The 15,111-nt window shown below is 38.1% G+C and carries 15 protein-coding genes; 7 read left to right on the plus strand and 8 right to left on the minus strand.

The genetic code is table 11. From position 1 onward, the window contains the following. Positions 1 to 2 precede the first annotated feature (2 nt). From CKV69_RS04000 to CKV69_RS04010, 3 genes are read left to right on the plus strand one after another with little or no spacing between them, the layout of a single operon-like run. On the plus strand, positions 3 to 1,139 hold the full coding sequence (locus tag CKV69_RS04000) for a capsule biosynthesis protein (RefSeq protein ID WP_025248476.1): 1,137 nt from the start codon (positions 3 to 5) through the stop codon (positions 1,137 to 1,139). Beyond that, complete coding sequence (locus tag CKV69_RS04005; RefSeq protein WP_005754209.1) at positions 1,139 to 1,936, plus strand: ABC transporter permease; 798 nt, start codon at positions 1,139 to 1,141, stop codon at positions 1,934 to 1,936. The genes CKV69_RS04000 and CKV69_RS04005 overlap by 1 nt, the downstream gene beginning before the upstream one ends. After that, positions 1,933 to 2,592: an ABC transporter ATP-binding protein gene (locus tag CKV69_RS04010; RefSeq protein ID WP_005716581.1), complete on the plus strand. Its 660-nt coding sequence runs from the start codon at positions 1,933 to 1,935 to the stop codon at positions 2,590 to 2,592. The genes CKV69_RS04005 and CKV69_RS04010 overlap by 4 nt, the downstream gene beginning before the upstream one ends. 35 nt (positions 2,593 to 2,627) lie before the next feature. Here CKV69_RS04010 and grxD read toward each other — a convergent pair whose 3' ends face one another. The 5 genes from grxD to ompA all read right to left on the minus strand — a co-directional run bounded on the left by grxD (position 2,628) and on the right by ompA (position 6,011). Then, complete coding sequence (gene grxD, locus CKV69_RS04015) at positions 2,628 to 2,957, minus strand: Grx4 family monothiol glutaredoxin (RefSeq protein WP_005722395.1); 330 nt, start codon at positions 2,955 to 2,957, stop codon at positions 2,628 to 2,630. An 84-nt stretch (positions 2,958 to 3,041) separates the two neighbouring features. Further along, positions 3,042 to 3,806 (minus strand): TPM domain-containing protein, encoded by a 765-nt coding sequence (locus tag CKV69_RS04020; RefSeq protein WP_014326103.1) that lies wholly within the window; start codon positions 3,804 to 3,806, stop codon positions 3,042 to 3,044. Further along, positions 3,799 to 4,248 carry a TPM domain-containing protein gene (locus tag CKV69_RS04025; RefSeq protein ID WP_005716587.1) on the minus strand — a complete coding sequence of 150 codons (450 nt, stop codon included), beginning with the start codon at positions 4,246 to 4,248 and terminating at the stop codon, positions 3,799 to 3,801. The genes CKV69_RS04020 and CKV69_RS04025 overlap by 8 nt, the downstream gene beginning before the upstream one ends. Before the next feature lie 26 nt (positions 4,249 to 4,274). Further along, a complete protein-coding gene (locus tag CKV69_RS04030) occupies positions 4,275 to 4,856 on the minus strand; it encodes a LemA family protein (protein ID WP_014326104.1) in 582 nt (193 codons plus the stop codon). A 96-nt stretch (positions 4,857 to 4,952) separates the two neighbouring features. Next, entirely contained in the window at positions 4,953 to 6,011 is a 1,059-nt protein-coding gene (gene ompA / locus CKV69_RS04035; protein WP_025248477.1) for a porin OmpA, read from the minus strand. Positions 6,012 to 6,544: 533 nt separating this feature from the next. Here ompA and ydiJ point away from each other — a divergent pair. Genes ydiJ through hemH form a run of 3 tightly spaced genes read left to right on the plus strand, consistent with a single transcriptional unit; the run spans position 6,545 to position 11,025 of the window. Then, the gene (ydiJ, locus tag CKV69_RS04040; protein ID WP_025248478.1) at positions 6,545 to 9,631 is read left to right on the plus strand and encodes a D-2-hydroxyglutarate dehydrogenase YdiJ; all 3,087 of its coding nucleotides are present in this window, start codon (positions 6,545 to 6,547) and stop codon (positions 9,629 to 9,631) included. A gap of 1 nt (position 9,632) precedes the next feature. Then, positions 9,633 to 10,052: a hotdog fold thioesterase gene (locus CKV69_RS04045; protein ID WP_014391198.1), complete on the plus strand. Its 420-nt coding sequence runs from the start codon at positions 9,633 to 9,635 to the stop codon at positions 10,050 to 10,052. After that, positions 10,045 to 11,025 carry a ferrochelatase gene (hemH, locus tag CKV69_RS04050; RefSeq protein ID WP_014326108.1) on the plus strand — a complete coding sequence of 327 codons (981 nt, stop codon included), beginning with the start codon at positions 10,045 to 10,047 and terminating at the stop codon, positions 11,023 to 11,025. Before CKV69_RS04045 ends, hemH begins: the two co-directional genes overlap by 8 nt. A gap of 49 nt (positions 11,026 to 11,074) precedes the next feature. On the opposite strand, the gene selD is transcribed toward hemH, so the two are convergent. From selD to CKV69_RS04065, 3 genes are all read right to left on the minus strand, one after another. Next, on the minus strand, positions 11,075 to 12,130 hold the full coding sequence (selD, locus tag CKV69_RS04055) for a selenide, water dikinase SelD (protein WP_030017779.1): 1,056 nt from the start codon (positions 12,128 to 12,130) through the stop codon (positions 11,075 to 11,077). 221 nt (positions 12,131 to 12,351) lie between these two features. Then, positions 12,352 to 12,879 carry a gluconokinase gene (locus CKV69_RS04060; RefSeq protein ID WP_005754220.1) on the minus strand — a complete coding sequence of 176 codons (528 nt, stop codon included), beginning with the start codon at positions 12,877 to 12,879 and terminating at the stop codon, positions 12,352 to 12,354. 54 nt (positions 12,880 to 12,933) lie between these two features. Further along, positions 12,934 to 13,935 (minus strand): LacI family DNA-binding transcriptional regulator, encoded by a 1,002-nt coding sequence (locus CKV69_RS04065; RefSeq protein ID WP_005754222.1) that lies wholly within the window; start codon positions 13,933 to 13,935, stop codon positions 12,934 to 12,936. Positions 13,936 to 14,089: 154 nt separating this feature from the next. Here CKV69_RS04065 and idnD point away from each other — a divergent pair, with 154 nt between their 5' ends. Then, entirely contained in the window at positions 14,090 to 15,109 is a 1,020-nt protein-coding gene (gene idnD, locus CKV69_RS04070) for an L-idonate 5-dehydrogenase (protein WP_016504325.1), read from the plus strand. Positions 15,110 to 15,111 lie beyond the last annotated feature (2 nt).

The raw sequence follows: 15,111 nt of genomic DNA on the forward strand, positions 1-15,111 counted from the left end.
GAATGATCGAAACAAAAATACAAAAAAATCAATTTAAAAAATGGTCCCGAAAATTTCGAAAAATAAGTACACTCTTTAAATACATGGTAATACTTCCAACATGTTGCTCACTCTTTTATTTTAGTTTATGGGCCTCTGATATTTATATTTCTCAATCGAGTTTTGTTGTGCGCACGCCAAAAAATCAAGCCGCATTAAGTGGTGTCGGTGCCCTCTTACAAAGCTCTGGCTTTGCTCGCGCACAAGATGATACTTATACTGTACAAGAATTCATGCGTTCACGTTCTACGCTAGAATTATTAGAAAAAAGTATCCCTATCCGCCAGTTTTATGAGGATAAAGGTGATTTATTTAGCCGCTTTAATCCTCTAAACATTTTCTCGGAACAAGAAGCGTTTTATCAATACTTTAGTAAAAAGCTTTCTGTTAATTTTGATTCAGTATCAGGCATTGCTACGCTCAATATCCGGGCATTCGATCCGAAAGAAGCACAACAAATTAACCAAGAATTGTTAAAACAAGGTGAATATCTTATCAATCGCCTCAATGAGCGTGCGCGAAAAGATACGGTTATGTTTGCTGAACTTGCAGTCAGTGAAGCAGAAAAAAAAGTGACAGAAACTTCTTCTGCATTAAGTAAATACCGTATTAAAAATGGGGTATTCGATTTACAGTCTCAATCAGAAGTGCAATTGTCTTTAATTTCGACATTGCAAAATGAGCTCATTACGATTCAAACACAATTAGACCAAGTACGTTCTATTTCACCAAATAACCCTCAAGTGCAAACATTACTTGCGCGAGCAAACAGTATCCGTAAAGAAATGCAACAACAAGTACAGCAAGTGTTAGGTGGAGGAAATTCAATTGTGACACAAACTGCAGAATATCAACGTTTAGTACTGAATAATACGCTCGCTCAGCAGCAGCTAGGTACTGCAATAACGTCATTACAGAATGCCAGATCAGAGGCAGATCGCCAACAATTGTATTTAGAAATCATTAGTTATCCTAATGAACCCGATTTGGCCTTAGAACCTTACCGTTTATACAATATTCTTGCTACGTTATTTATTTCTTTAATTTTATATGGCATTACTCTTCTCTTATTAGCCAGCATTCGAGAGCATAAAAATTAATGTTATACGATGACCAAACTACACTAAAACACGCTTTTATCATTCAAAATAGAGTGATTGGCGCTCTCCTAATGCGAGAGATCATCACACGCTATGGCAGAAAGAACCTCGGTTTTTTATGGCTATTTGTTGAACCGCTCTTAATGACAGGGCTAATTGTGATCTTGTGGAGTACCTTCCGCGCAGATCAATTTTCTAACCTGAATATCATGGCATTCATGATCACAGGCTACCCGTTGATGATGATGTGGCGCAATGCATCAAATAGGGCGATTGGTGCGGTTTCTGCCAATAGTACCCTACTCTATCATCGTAATGTCAGAGTGCTTGACACGTTAATTGCTAGGATGATCTTGGAAATATCCGGTGCAACCATTGCTCAAGTCGTTTTAATGAGTTTTTGTATTGCACTGGATTGGATACCTATGCCACAGGATATTTTCTATATGCTACTTGCATGGTTTTTGATGGCGATATTTGCAATCGGATTTGGCTTTATTATTTGTTCTATATCGCATCATATTGAAGTATTCGGTAAATTGTGGGGAATACTAAGCTTTGCGATGATGCCATTATCTGGCACCTTCTTTTTTGTTTACAATCTCCCCCCACAAGCGAGAGAATATTTACTCTGGATGCCAATGATTCATGGTTCAGAAATGTTCAGACACGGGTACTTTGGTGATTCTGTTATTACACTAGAAAATCCTTATTTCCTCATTTTATGTGACTTAATTTTTCTACTAATTGGGTTATTAATGGTTGCACACTTCAGTAAAGGGATAGAACCTCGATGATTTATGTAGAAAACGTCTGTAAAAAATACCTTAATCGTACGGGGTGGCATACCGTATTAGACGATGTGAGTTTCTCACTTAGAAAAGGGCAAAAAGTCGGTATCCTCGGAAAAAATGGGGCAGGGAAATCAACCCTTATCCGTTTACTCAGTGGTGTGGAACCACCTACATCAGGAAAAATTACACGTAAAATGAGCATATCTTGGCCATTAGGCTTCAGTGGTGCATTCCAAGGTAGCTTAACGGGTATGGATAATTTACGTTTTATTGCGAGGATCTATAATGCAGATATCGATTATGTAAAGCGTTTTACTGAAGAGTTCTCTGAGCTAGGTAAATACTTATATGAGCCAGTACGAACCTATTCATCAGGGATGAAAGCTCGCTTAGCTTTCGCTTTATCACTTTCTATCGAATTTGATTGTTATCTGATTGATGAAATTATTGCAGTTGGTGATGCACGCTTTGCTGATAAGTGTAAATATGAGTTATTTGAGAAAAGAAAAGATCGTTCATTGATCTTAGTTTCTCATAGCCCGAATGCAATTCGAGAATATTGTGATAATGCGATGGTTCTCCATAATGGCATTATGCATCATTTCAATTCCATTGATATTGCATATCAATTTCATAATAATGCATTACAAACCAAATAACAAAAACCCGCTTATCGCGGGTTTTATTTTGACTTTTATTCCTGAGGATATTTTGCTGCAACATCAGCTAATAGCGTTTGTAACTCACCTTGTTGGAACATTTCTAAAATAATGTCACAACCACCGACTAATTCTCCATCAACCCATAATTGTGGGAAAGTTGGCCAATTTGCATAAGCTGGTAACTCAGCACGAATATCTGGATGTTGTAAGATATCCACATAACCAAAAGGCACTTTGCAATGCATAAGGGCTTCTACGGCACGTGCAGAGAAACCGCATGATGGGAATTTTGGTGAGCCTTTCATGTAAATAAGAATAGGGTTTTCACTGATTTGTTTTTTGATTTTATCTAAGGTTTCCATAATTTTCCTCAAAAGTAATGAAACGGTGTTATTGTAGCATACAGAAAAAGCGCAACCAATAACCCGACTAAAATAATCAACTACTCACCAACTTCCACCGGCACCGCCACCGCCAAAACTTCCTCCGCCGAATCCTCCACCAGATCCACCGCCACCAAAGCCACCAAAACCACCGTTACCACCCGAGCGGCGTCGGTAACGTGGTAAAGAAGATGTACGTGATGTCGACTGATGACGACTTGGACTCACATAATCACCGGGTAAGAATTCATTGAACAAGATAAACGCGACAAAAATAGCAATCATCAAGAAAGGAATATACTCTTCCCATGTTTCTTCCACTACTTGACTCGCATCAAACTCCCCTTTACTTGCGGCAATGAGATAATCTAATCCTTGATGAATTCCCATCGCGTATTGTTCTTCTTTAAAGTGCGGTGTAATTTGGTTGCGAATTAATTGGGATAAGAAAGCATCGGGTAATACCCCCTCCAGACCTTGTCCTACGGCAATAAACATTTTGCGGTCTTGCTTAGCTACGAGCATTAATACGCCATTATCTAATTGCTTACGTCCAATGCCCCACTTATCCCCTAATTCAAACGCATATTGTGAAATATCATACTCTTGTGTAGAAGGAATGATCACCACTGCAATCTGTGAACTAGTTTCTTGCCCATAATGATGCAGTTTACGCTCCAATACCGCCTTATCATTGTCTGATAATGTATGGGTATAATCATTCACATATTGAAATGGATTTGGTACGGGGGGAAAGTGTGCTGAAAATACCGGCATAGCACACAAAATTGTGACAAAAAACACCGCACTTTTTAGCCATTTACCCATTGATAATTACCTCATTATCCAGTTCATTTTTATCATCTGGTTGAATAGGAAAATAGTTTGCTAATTCTTTAGCGATATTGTCAATGGCGACAATAATTCCTTGCGTATACGCATTTTGGCGGAAATGGCTTATCATCAGATCACATTGTTGTTGCCAAAATGCATCACCAACGTATTGATGAATCCCTTGATCACCAATAATCGCACACTGATGCGCGCGAAAGGCCACGTAAATTAACACGCCATTATGGGCTTCTGTTGCTTGCATGCCGAGTTCATCAAAAATCTGTAATGCTCGTTCAAACCCCGTGTTCACTTGTGCCTTGCGAGGTATTTTACGTTCTACATATACCCTTAATTCAGCCGAAGTTTGCTTTTCAAGTTGAAAAATTGCTTTTTCAACTTGTTGTTTATCAATAGGAATCTTTGAAAATAACGGCATGTTTTGTCTTCTTTCGTAGAAATAAATTACTTAAAATTGACAACAGGCGCAGTTTCAGCACTTTCAGCTGATTTAAAATACGGTTTTTCCTTGAAACCAAATAATATTGCAACTAATTTAGTTGGGAATTGGCGTACTTTTTGATTATACACGCGCGCTGCTTCGTTAAATTTATTACGTGCAACATTGATACGATTTTCTGTCCCTTCTAATTGCGCTTGTAAATTCATAAAACCTTCATTGGCTTTTAGCGTTGGATATTGCTCAACTGTCACTAATAAACGTGATAGTGCTGAACTCACTTCATTTTGATTTTGTTGGAATTTCGCAAGTTGTTCTTCGGAAAGATTCGCCGGGTCAATTTTCGTTTGTGTCGCTTTGGCTCGCGCTTCTATCACTTGCGTTAAAGTATTTTTTTCAAAATCAGCCTGCCCTTTCACCGTATTGACTAAGTTGGGGATTAGATCCGCTCGACGTTGATAAGATGATTCGACATTAGCCCAAACTGATTCGATTTCTTCCTCTGCTTTGACTAAACCATTGTAACTCCCTGTTAACGTAAAGCCCGCTACAATAGCCACGATGATGAGAACAATCCACTTTTTCATTTTCCGTTCCTCAAATAAAATATCAATTTATAAAACAAAAGACCTAAACATAGGTTTAGGTCTTTTTATATTCTTGCTATAAGTTTAACAAATTAATTATTTGTTACCTTTAACAGCGATTTCAACGCGACGATCGTCAGCTAAACATGCGATAAGTGCTTTACGACCTTTAACTGAATCACATTTGTTACCAGTTACAGGGTTCGCTTCACCATGACCTGTTGCGCTGATAGCGTTTTGTGCAACACCTTTCGCTACTAAGTAGTTAGCCACAGTGTCAGCACGACGTTGTGATAATTTTAAGTTGTATGCATCAGAACCTAAACGGTCTGTGTAACCTGCAACTGCTACAGAAGCAGATTTTAACTGAGCGATTTCACCATAGATACCATCTAACACGTTTTGTGCAGCTGGTTTTAAGTCAGCTTTATCGAAACCGAATGTCACATCAGAGTTTAATGTGAATGTTTTGCTCACAACTTCTGGTACATAAACAGATTGACCGAAACGGTAAGATAAACCAGCTGTTACAGAACCGATATCTGGTCTGTAATCTACGCGCTCACCTTTAGCATCTTTTAATTTACCAACATTATTTAACCATTGATATTCAACACGTAAAGCAAGCTCAGGCATAAACGCATATTCTAAACCACCCGCAAATACTGGAGATACTTGCGTGCTATGAGTTCTCTTCAAGAACGATAAATCTGCAGGTTCTTTGTCATAAACTTTATAATCAGAACGTACTAATGCTGCACCAACACGCGCATAAACGTCCAAACCATCAAGTACCGGGTAGCTTGCTTTTAAGCTTAAATGTGCACCATGGTTAGTGTGTTTTGCTGCATCTACTGTTTCCTTAGTTTTTGGATCAGTAGCACGTACCTTCGCACGACCAAAATCATCATAGCCTAACTCTACTGCGAAATTATCCGTGATTTGATACCCACCAAATACACCGTAAGTAACACTATTACGTTTGAAACCGAAAGAAATTGGTTCTTCGATTTTTTCAATTTGATTTAAACCATCGTGGAAAGATGCCCAACCTGCTTTAGCACCTACATAGAATGTGTTAGGTTGTGGTGCAGCTTGTGCAACTGAAGCTGCGGCTAGTGCAGCGATAGTCAATGCGATTGCAGTTTTTTTCATTTGGATGATCCTCTTAATTTAGTCATCTTTAAAATTAAAACCAAGTTTTAGCTAAAGCAATTTTAATTAAAACTTGGAACACAACAATTTGTGTTCATTTTCATCTTAAACTTTTTCGACTTAAAAGTGAACTCTTTTTAATCTACTCAGTCTAATTCCTTACATCGATATGGGGGAATTTGCCCTAATTGCTTTTGACAAATTCTTTCCTTTAATTAAATACTTAAGCTAAAGGAATATTCAAAAGTACCTATATTATCCTACCTTAATATTGTCAGGTCAAACTGTTTTTAGTAACACTGTATAAAGTTTAATCAAAAAAGAGGCAAAATAGTTCAAAAAACAATCAAACGATATTATTTTTTATACGCTTACCTGATTTTCTCCCACCTCAAAAGCCCCTTTTTCGTGAAAAATTTCCATCTAAATTCTACGATTCTATGTTAAACTCTGAACACGATATATACCTAATGACCCCCTTATAACAATTAATCGAATATTAACTTTTATTTTGAATTAACAGAGTGATTAATATGCTACCTCGTTTGACAAATATCCCACAGCTTACACCACTTGTTTCTGCTTATTTAAATGATTTACAAGCACAACACTTTGAAGGGGATATTTCCACACATTATGCGGAACGTTTAAGTTTAGCCACTGATAACAGTGTTTATCAGCAACTGCCACAAGCAATTTTATTTCCTAAAAGTATCGCAGATGTGGTCAGATTAACCAAGCTAGCTCAACAACATGCCTATAAAAGCTTGACGTTTACTCCTCGTGGTGGTGGAACTGGTACTAACGGACAATCCTTAAACAATAATATTATTGTTGATCTCTCTCGCCATATGACAGCGATTTTAGAACTGAATGTAGAACAACGTTGGGTAAAAGTACAAGCGGGTGTGGTCAAGGATCAACTTAATCAATTTTTAAAACCTTATGGTTTATTCTTCTCGCCAGAACTTTCTACCAGTAACCGTGCTACTTTAGGCGGTATGATCAATACCGATGCTTCAGGACAAGGTTCCTTACAATACGGTAAAACCTCTGATCACGTTTTGGGATTACGTGCGGTGTTAATGAATGGCGAGATTTTAGAAACCAGTGCGATCAAAACAGAAGAATTTGCTGACAATTTGGTTCAATCCCATCTGTCCAAAAGTCATCAATATTTACACCAAGAAATTTTCCAACGTTGCCAGCAAAAACGAGCACAAATCCTGCATGATTTGCCTCAATTAAACCGTTTTATTACTGGCTATGATCTGAAAAACGTCTTTAATCATGACGAAAGTGAATTCAACTTAACTCGAATTTTAACTGGCTCAGAAGGCTCTTTGGCTTTTATTTGTGAAGCAACACTCGATCTGACAGCGATTCCACAATATCGTACTTTAATTAATGTGAAATACAGTTCCTTTGATGCGGCATTACGCAATGCCCCTTTTATGGTAAAAGCGAATGCACTTTCAGTGGAAACCGTTGATTCAAAAGTCTTAAACTTAGCTAAGCAGGATATTATTTGGCATTCCGTCAGCGAATTGTTGACTGAACAAGAAGAAAACCCGATTCTAGGGCTCAATATCGTGGAGTACGCTAGCAACGATAAAGGGCAAATTCATCGACAAGTACAGGCACTTTGTGCGGAACTCGATAAAAAAATCACTCATCAGCAAGATGCGATTATCGGCTATCAAGTCTGCTCAGATTTAGCGTCGATTGAACGCATTTATGCGATGCGCAAAAAAGCTGTGGGATTATTAGGCAACGCGAAAGGGATGGCAAAGCCGATTCCTTTTGTGGAAGACAGCTGTGTGCCACCTGAGCATCTGGCGGACTATATTGCAGAATTTCGTGCCCTATTGGATGCCCACAAATTAGATTACGGCATGTTTGGTCATGTGGACGCCGGTGTGTTACATGTTCGTCCTGCCTTAAATTTATGTGATAAAGCACAAGTAAAACTGTTTAAAGAAATTTCTGACCAAGTGGTCGCTCTGACCCATAAATATGGTGGTTTAATTTGGGGGGAACACGGTAAAGGTATGCGTTCACAGTATGGCGAAACCTTTTTCACTCCTGAGTTATGGCAAGAATTGCGCTATATTAAGTTTTTATTTGACCCAGATAACCGCTTAAATCCGGGTAAAATCTGCACACCTTTAAACAGCAACGCAGAACTCTACTCTATTATTTCACCAATGCGTGCTGATCATGATCGACAAATCCCCATTCAAATGCGTGAAACATTTAATGGTGCGATGAACTGTAATGGAAATGGGTTATGCTTTAACTTTGATGTCCACAGTGCAATGTGTCCATCGATGAAGATCAGTAAAAATCGCCTCTTTTCACCGAAAGGGCGTGCCAGCATGATCCGTGAATGGCTCCGTTTACTGGCGAATGAAAATGTGACGCCAGAGCAATTAAACTTCCGCCACCACGATGTCAAAATGACCGACTTTGTCGCCAAAATACGCAATACTGTGCAAAAATGGCGTGGTGAATATGATTTTTCCCATGAAGTCAAAGCCGCAATGGATACCTGCTTAGCCTGTAAAGCCTGTGCAAGTCAATGTCCAATTAAAATTGATGTACCGAATTTCCGTGCTAAATTTTTCCATTTTTACTATGGTCGTTATTTACGTTCTGCTAAAGATCACGTTATCGCCAATGTCGAATATATGGCACCGCTAATGGCAAAAAAACCCGCATTTTTTAATTTCTTCACGACCTCTAAATTTGCTCAAATGGCGGCAGAGAAAGTCTTAGGGATTGTAGATTTACCCACACTTTCAGAACCGTCACTGGCACAACAATTAATCGAAATTGATTACCAAGCCTACAGTCTGGAACAATTAGAACGCTTATCTGAACAAGAAAAACAGCGTACCGTACTGATTGTGCAAGACCCTTTTACTTCTTATTATGACGCTAAGGTTGTCGCTGATTTTGTTTCACTACTCCAGAAACTGACTTATAAACCTGTGCTGTTGCCATTTAAACCTAACGGTAAAGCGCTACACGTCAAAGGCTTCTTGAGCCGATTTGCGAAAACCGCCCAAAATCAAGCGGACGTTTTATCACGTTTAGCGAAATTAGGGATACCAATGGTTGGAGTTGACCCTGCTATTGTATTGACTTATCGCGATGAATATAAAGAAGTCTTAGGTCAGGCTCGAGGTGACTTTGAAGTCCTAACGTCACAAGAGTGGCTGACAAGCCAGCAAACACAATTACAAACGCTGATTCAAAATTTTGCCAAAACCGACCGCACTTATCCAACGCAACAATGGTATTTATTTTCGCATTGTACCGAGTCCACCGCATTGCCCAACAGTGGCAAAGGATGGCAACAACTGTTTGCCTTATTTGGACAAGAATTGAAAATTGAAAATGTCGGTTGTTGCGGTATGGCGGGGACCTTTGGGCATGAAACAGCACACTTAACCATGTCAAAAGATATTTATGCTTTATCATGGGCAAAAAAATTAGCCGGAAAAGATCCGCACTTTTGTTTAGCAACGGGTTATTCTTGCCGTAGTCAAGTGAAGCGCTTAGAAAAATGGCAACCTCAACATCCCGTACAAGCCTTACTCAGTTTATTAAAATAAGATGATTTGGAAAAAAAAATATACGCTTGAGCAAATGAACTTGCTTAGCCAAAACACCGCTATTTCGCACCTTGCCATTCAGTTTAGTGCACAAGGGGAAAACTGGTTGGAAGCCACTATGCCAGTGGATCAACGTACCATTCAACCCATGGGATTTTTGCATGGTGGCCTTTCAGTTGCATTGGCAGAAACAATTGGATCAATGGCGGGTTTTTGTTGTATAAATGAAAACCAGTTTGTATTGGGCTTAGAAATCAATGCCAATCACTTACGTCCAGTCAAACAAGGGATCGTGACAGCCAGAGCGACACCCATTCATTTAGGCACACGAACACAGGTTTGGCAAATTGAAATCAAAGATCAGCAAGATCAACTTTGTTGTCTTTCTCGTTTAACGCTTTCAGTGGGGAATCATGAATAAAGCAAAAACTGGGGTTTTATTGGTGAATTTAGGTACACCAGAAAGCCCTACACCAAAGGCTATCTCTCGTTATTTATGGCAATTTTTAACTGATCCTCGTGTCGTCGATTTACCGCGTTATAAATGGTTTCCTTTGTTAAAAGGGATTATTTTGCCGTTACGCGCTAAACGTGTCGCCAAAAATTACGCTTCAATTTGGACCGAGCAAGGTTCTCCGCTTTTAACCATTACCCGAGAACAACAACACGCCTTACAAACCTATTTTAAACAACAAGAAAAAAATATTGTCGTTGAAGTCGCGATGACTTACGGAGAACCCTCCATAAAATCAGCAATGCAACGCTTATCCACACAGCAGGTAGATAACTTCATCGTGTTTCCACTCTATCCACAATATAGTAGCTCAACTACAGGCGCGGTCTTTGATGCCTTTGCTCAAGTGCTAAAAACACAACGTGGTGTTTTACCCTTTGATTTTATTCATTCTTATCATACCAATGAAGACTATATTGCGGCTTTAGTTACTACGATTCAGGAGCACTTCCAACCGGATGAGTTTTTGTTATTCTCTTTCCATGGCATTCCTGTGCGTTATGAAAATATGGGGGATTATTACCGCGAGCATTGTAAACAAACAGTGTTGGCTGTCATTGACCGTTTAGGACTCACCGAGAATCAATGGGGGCTTTCCTTTCAATCTCGCTTTGGTAAAGAAGAATGGTTACAACCTTATACAGATCAATTCCTAGCCCAAGCACCGAGCCAGAATATTCAGAAAATGGCGGTTATCTGTCCTGGCTTTGCAGCAGATTGTTTGGAAACACTAGAGGAAATTGAGGAAGAAAATAAAGAGATCTTCCTTGCTAATGGTGGAATCTCATATCGTTACATTCCTGCGCTCAATGCACGCCCAGAACACATTCAAATGATGGCGAATTTGATTCTGAATAAACTCAATCAAACAAGTAAATAACAAAAAAATCCCAAGTCTTTCACTTGGGATTTTCACTTTGATAGTCAGTTTAAAGCACCGTGATTAAAATTGGGCTGTCATGTTCTTTGGCAAATAATCGCCCCACTTCAAATAATTCAATGCCGTCATCAGCAGCGATTTCCAACACTTGTTGTTCACTGTCTGCGTCCACCGCGATCAATAACCCACCCGATGTTTGAGGATCACATAAAATGGCTTTTTGTAAATCGCTCATTGCTCCAATTTTGTGTCCGTAACTTTCAAAATTACGTTCAGTACCGCCCGGAATACAGCCTTTTTCAATATAACGTTGTACACCATCGAGTGTTTTTATCTTATCAAAATACACTTCGGCACGTACTCCAGAGCCTTCACAAAGCTCACTTAAATGCCCTAATAAACCAAATCCCGTCACATCTGTCATGGCGCTAATGCCTGCTATCTCAGCAAATTTTGCACCAATAGTATTCATTTGACACATCACTTCCGTTGCTAACCCTTGATGTTCTGCTTTCAATTTGCCTTTTTTTTCCGCTGTGGTTAATACACCGATTCCTAACGGTTTTGTTAAAAACAATTTACAACCTGCCGTCGCTGATGCATTTTTCTTTACTTTATCTGTGTTAATTATCCCCGTCACAGCTAAACCAAAAATCGGCTCTGGCGCATCAATCGAGTGTCCACCCGCTAGCGTAATCCCTGCCTGACGACAAGCAAAACGCCCCCCGTCAACAATACGTTGTGCCACTTCAGGAGGCAATAATTTAATAGGGAAACCTAAAATTGCAATCGCCATTATCGGTTTCCCTCCCATTGCAAAAATATCACTGATCGCATTTGTTGCGGCAATACGTCCAAAATCAAATGGGTCATCGACAATAGGCATAAAAAAATCCGTGGTACTAATGATACCAATCCCATTACCAATATCATAAACCGCAGCATCATCTTTAGTTTCATTACCCACCAAAAGATGCGGATCTACCCATTTTTCCATGTCAGAGTGTAAAATCTTTTCGAGGACTTTCGGCGAAATTTTACAACCGCATCCTGCGCCATGACTGTATTGGGTTAAACGCACTGTACTAGCAATTGTGTCATTCATTTCCTGCTCAAGTGCGGTAAGATTTTGCTCAATTTTGGCTTGCATTTTCAGATCTCCTAACCAATAATCTAGTTTGATTATACGTCAGTTAAAGAAAAAAGACATTGAGAAAACATGATCAAGCGTAAACGTCCTACTTTGCAAGATATTGCAATAACTGCTTGTATTGTTAGAATACTAATTAACTAAAAGATGAAAAAACAATCTCATTTTTCATATATTCATAACTTTTGAATTAAAGGAATCACTGCTTTAACACAACGTTCAACTATTTGTTCAAACGTCCCATCAATACTGATATGAATGACGTCTGGCTCATCTGCTTGGGGAATTTCCAATGTGTCAAATTGGCTTTTTAGCATTTCTGGTTTCATGTAATGCCCTTTACGTTGCTTCATTCGTTCTAAAACTAATTCAAAAGGCCCATGTAAAAAAATAAACTTCACATCATTGCCATCACGAATCAAATCACGATATTGTTTTTTTAACGCTGAACAGATAATAATTCCAACTTCACTTTTCTGCTCCAAACTAAATGCCGCATCACGAATACGTTCTAACCAAGGGGCTCTATCTTCATCGTTTAATGGTATTCCTTGCCCCATCTTAATGATATTAGCTCGTGGATGAAGATCATCACCGTCAATGAGTTTAATCCCTAAGCGTTGTGCGACAACTGTGCCAACCGAAGTTTTTCCTGTACTGGAAACACCCATCAAAATGAATCCTTTTCCTAATTTTTTTTCCATTATTCAACTCCTTAGCAAAACTGATATTTACGGGTCAAAGAGACAGTATCTTATCTATGCACTTTGTCTTCTCATGAATTTAAAAGGTAGCTCTATAATATTCTGTTGTGGCTTTTTACCTGCTAAGAATTGAATTAATATTTCAGCTCCTAATTTCCCCATATCAAAACGTGGGGTAAAAATTGTCGTTAAGCTTGGATTTATTACTTTGGCAAAGTCCAAATCATTAAAACCAACAATATCAAGTTCTTTACCAACTTTTATTCCTCTACGATTACATTCCATAATTGCCCCAGCAGCTACATCATCATTAATGAAAAAAATCGCATCTGTATCTGGCCATTGATATAAAATTTCAAGAACAGATTCAGCACCACTAGCAAAAGACGTTTTTCCTTGTATCCTAAAATAACGTTCTGTAGATAACTGACACTCAGTTAATACATCTTCCCATGCTGTCTTTCTTAAACATGCACGACTATCTAACCAAGAAGAACACAATGCAATATTCTTACGTTTTTTCTCTTCAACTAAAAACTTAATTAAATATCGTGCTGCCGCATATTGATCGATACCGATGTTAGCAAGAAAGTTAGGTGAAGAATCAATATGCATAATTTCAACTGTTGGAATATTTGATATTTTCAATAAATCCATTGTTTTTTGAGTATGGAATGTCTCTGTTAAAATGAATCCATCCACATTTTGTTGCAGGTATTTCTCAATAATCCTTTGTTCTTCTAGAGGAGTATATGAAAAGTCACTAATCAATAAATTATAATTCCATTGATCACATACTCTCTTTACCCCTTCAATCACTTCATTAAATACGTCATTACTAAACGAAGGTATCAATAACACTATAGAGTTTGTGGATGACGAAGCTAAAGACTTAGCAATATTATTAGGAATATAGTTCATCCGTTCACACATTTTTTGTATTTTTTCTCTCATCTCATTTGAAACTAAAGAAGGGTTATTTATCGCACGTGATACTGTAGATTTATTAACTCCTAATGCCTTAGCAATATCATCGATTGTGGTTCGTTTTGTCATATGAATAAATAAAAAAATATTAGGTAAGAGGTCAATATTCTATCTGAAATAACTTATTTTTTGAAATAGATCACATTCTAAATAAAATCTAATTGAAACTTAGATCTTAGGATATTACATTTATGCAAGCGGTTGCAATAGTGGGAGAAATATGATGAAACATTCAAAAGTACCTTGTATCAAAGTCTCGGGTTCACATCAAATACAGATAACAACGACAGAACTAGATCAAATATCAGCTAATGAAAAGCTTGTTAAGATAACACGTGGTGGTATTTGTGGCTCAGATATCCATTACTATCAAGAAGGTGGAATTGGAAACTTCAGTTTAAAACACCCTATGATTTTAGGTCATGAAGTAGTAGGTTATTTAGACAAAGAAAAGCAAGCGGTTGCATTAAATCCAAGTAAACCATGTTTACAATGTAAATATTGCCTTGAAGGTAAATCAAATCAATGTTTAAACATGCGTTTTTTCGGTAGTGCAATGCTCACTCCACATGTAGACGGAGGTTTTGCTAAATATATTGTTGTTAGAGATGATCAAGTTATTCCTTATGACCCTCAAATATCTTCTAAAGTCATGGTTTTTGCAGAACCACTTGCAGTAGCAATCCATGCAATCAATCAGGCAGGTTCTCTCATCGGAAAAAAAGTTCTCATTACAGGAGTTGGACCTATTGGGTCATTAGTCGTTGCGGCTTGTAAACAGGCAGGTGCTGTTGAAATCATCGCATCTGATATACAAGAGTCCTGTAGACAAAGTGCAGTAAAAATGGGAGCAACTTCGACTATCAAGCCATTAGAAGACAATACGCACTATTTTCAAAATAAAGGCTACTTTGATGTTACATTCGAGGCATCTGGATCTAATGAAGCAATCAATTTTGCCATTGATGCTACAAAAGCAACAGGCACCATTATTCAAATAGGCATGTCAAAAAATAATGTTTCAATACCTTTAACTAAATTTTTAGCTAAAGAAATTACTTATAAAGGTGCGTTTCGTTTTACTGAAGAATTCAATATTGCTGTGCGTTGGTTAGAACTTGGATTGATTGATCCTCTACCATTATTATCTCATGAGTTCCCATACCAAGAAGCAGAAAAAGCTCTACAAATAGCAAGTGATAAAAATGTAGCAATTAAAGTTCAACTTAATTTTGAGGAATAATT

It is taken from the genome of Pasteurella multocida, assembly GCF_900187275.1.
Taxonomy (GTDB): Bacteria; Pseudomonadota; Gammaproteobacteria; order Enterobacterales; family Pasteurellaceae; genus Pasteurella; species Pasteurella multocida.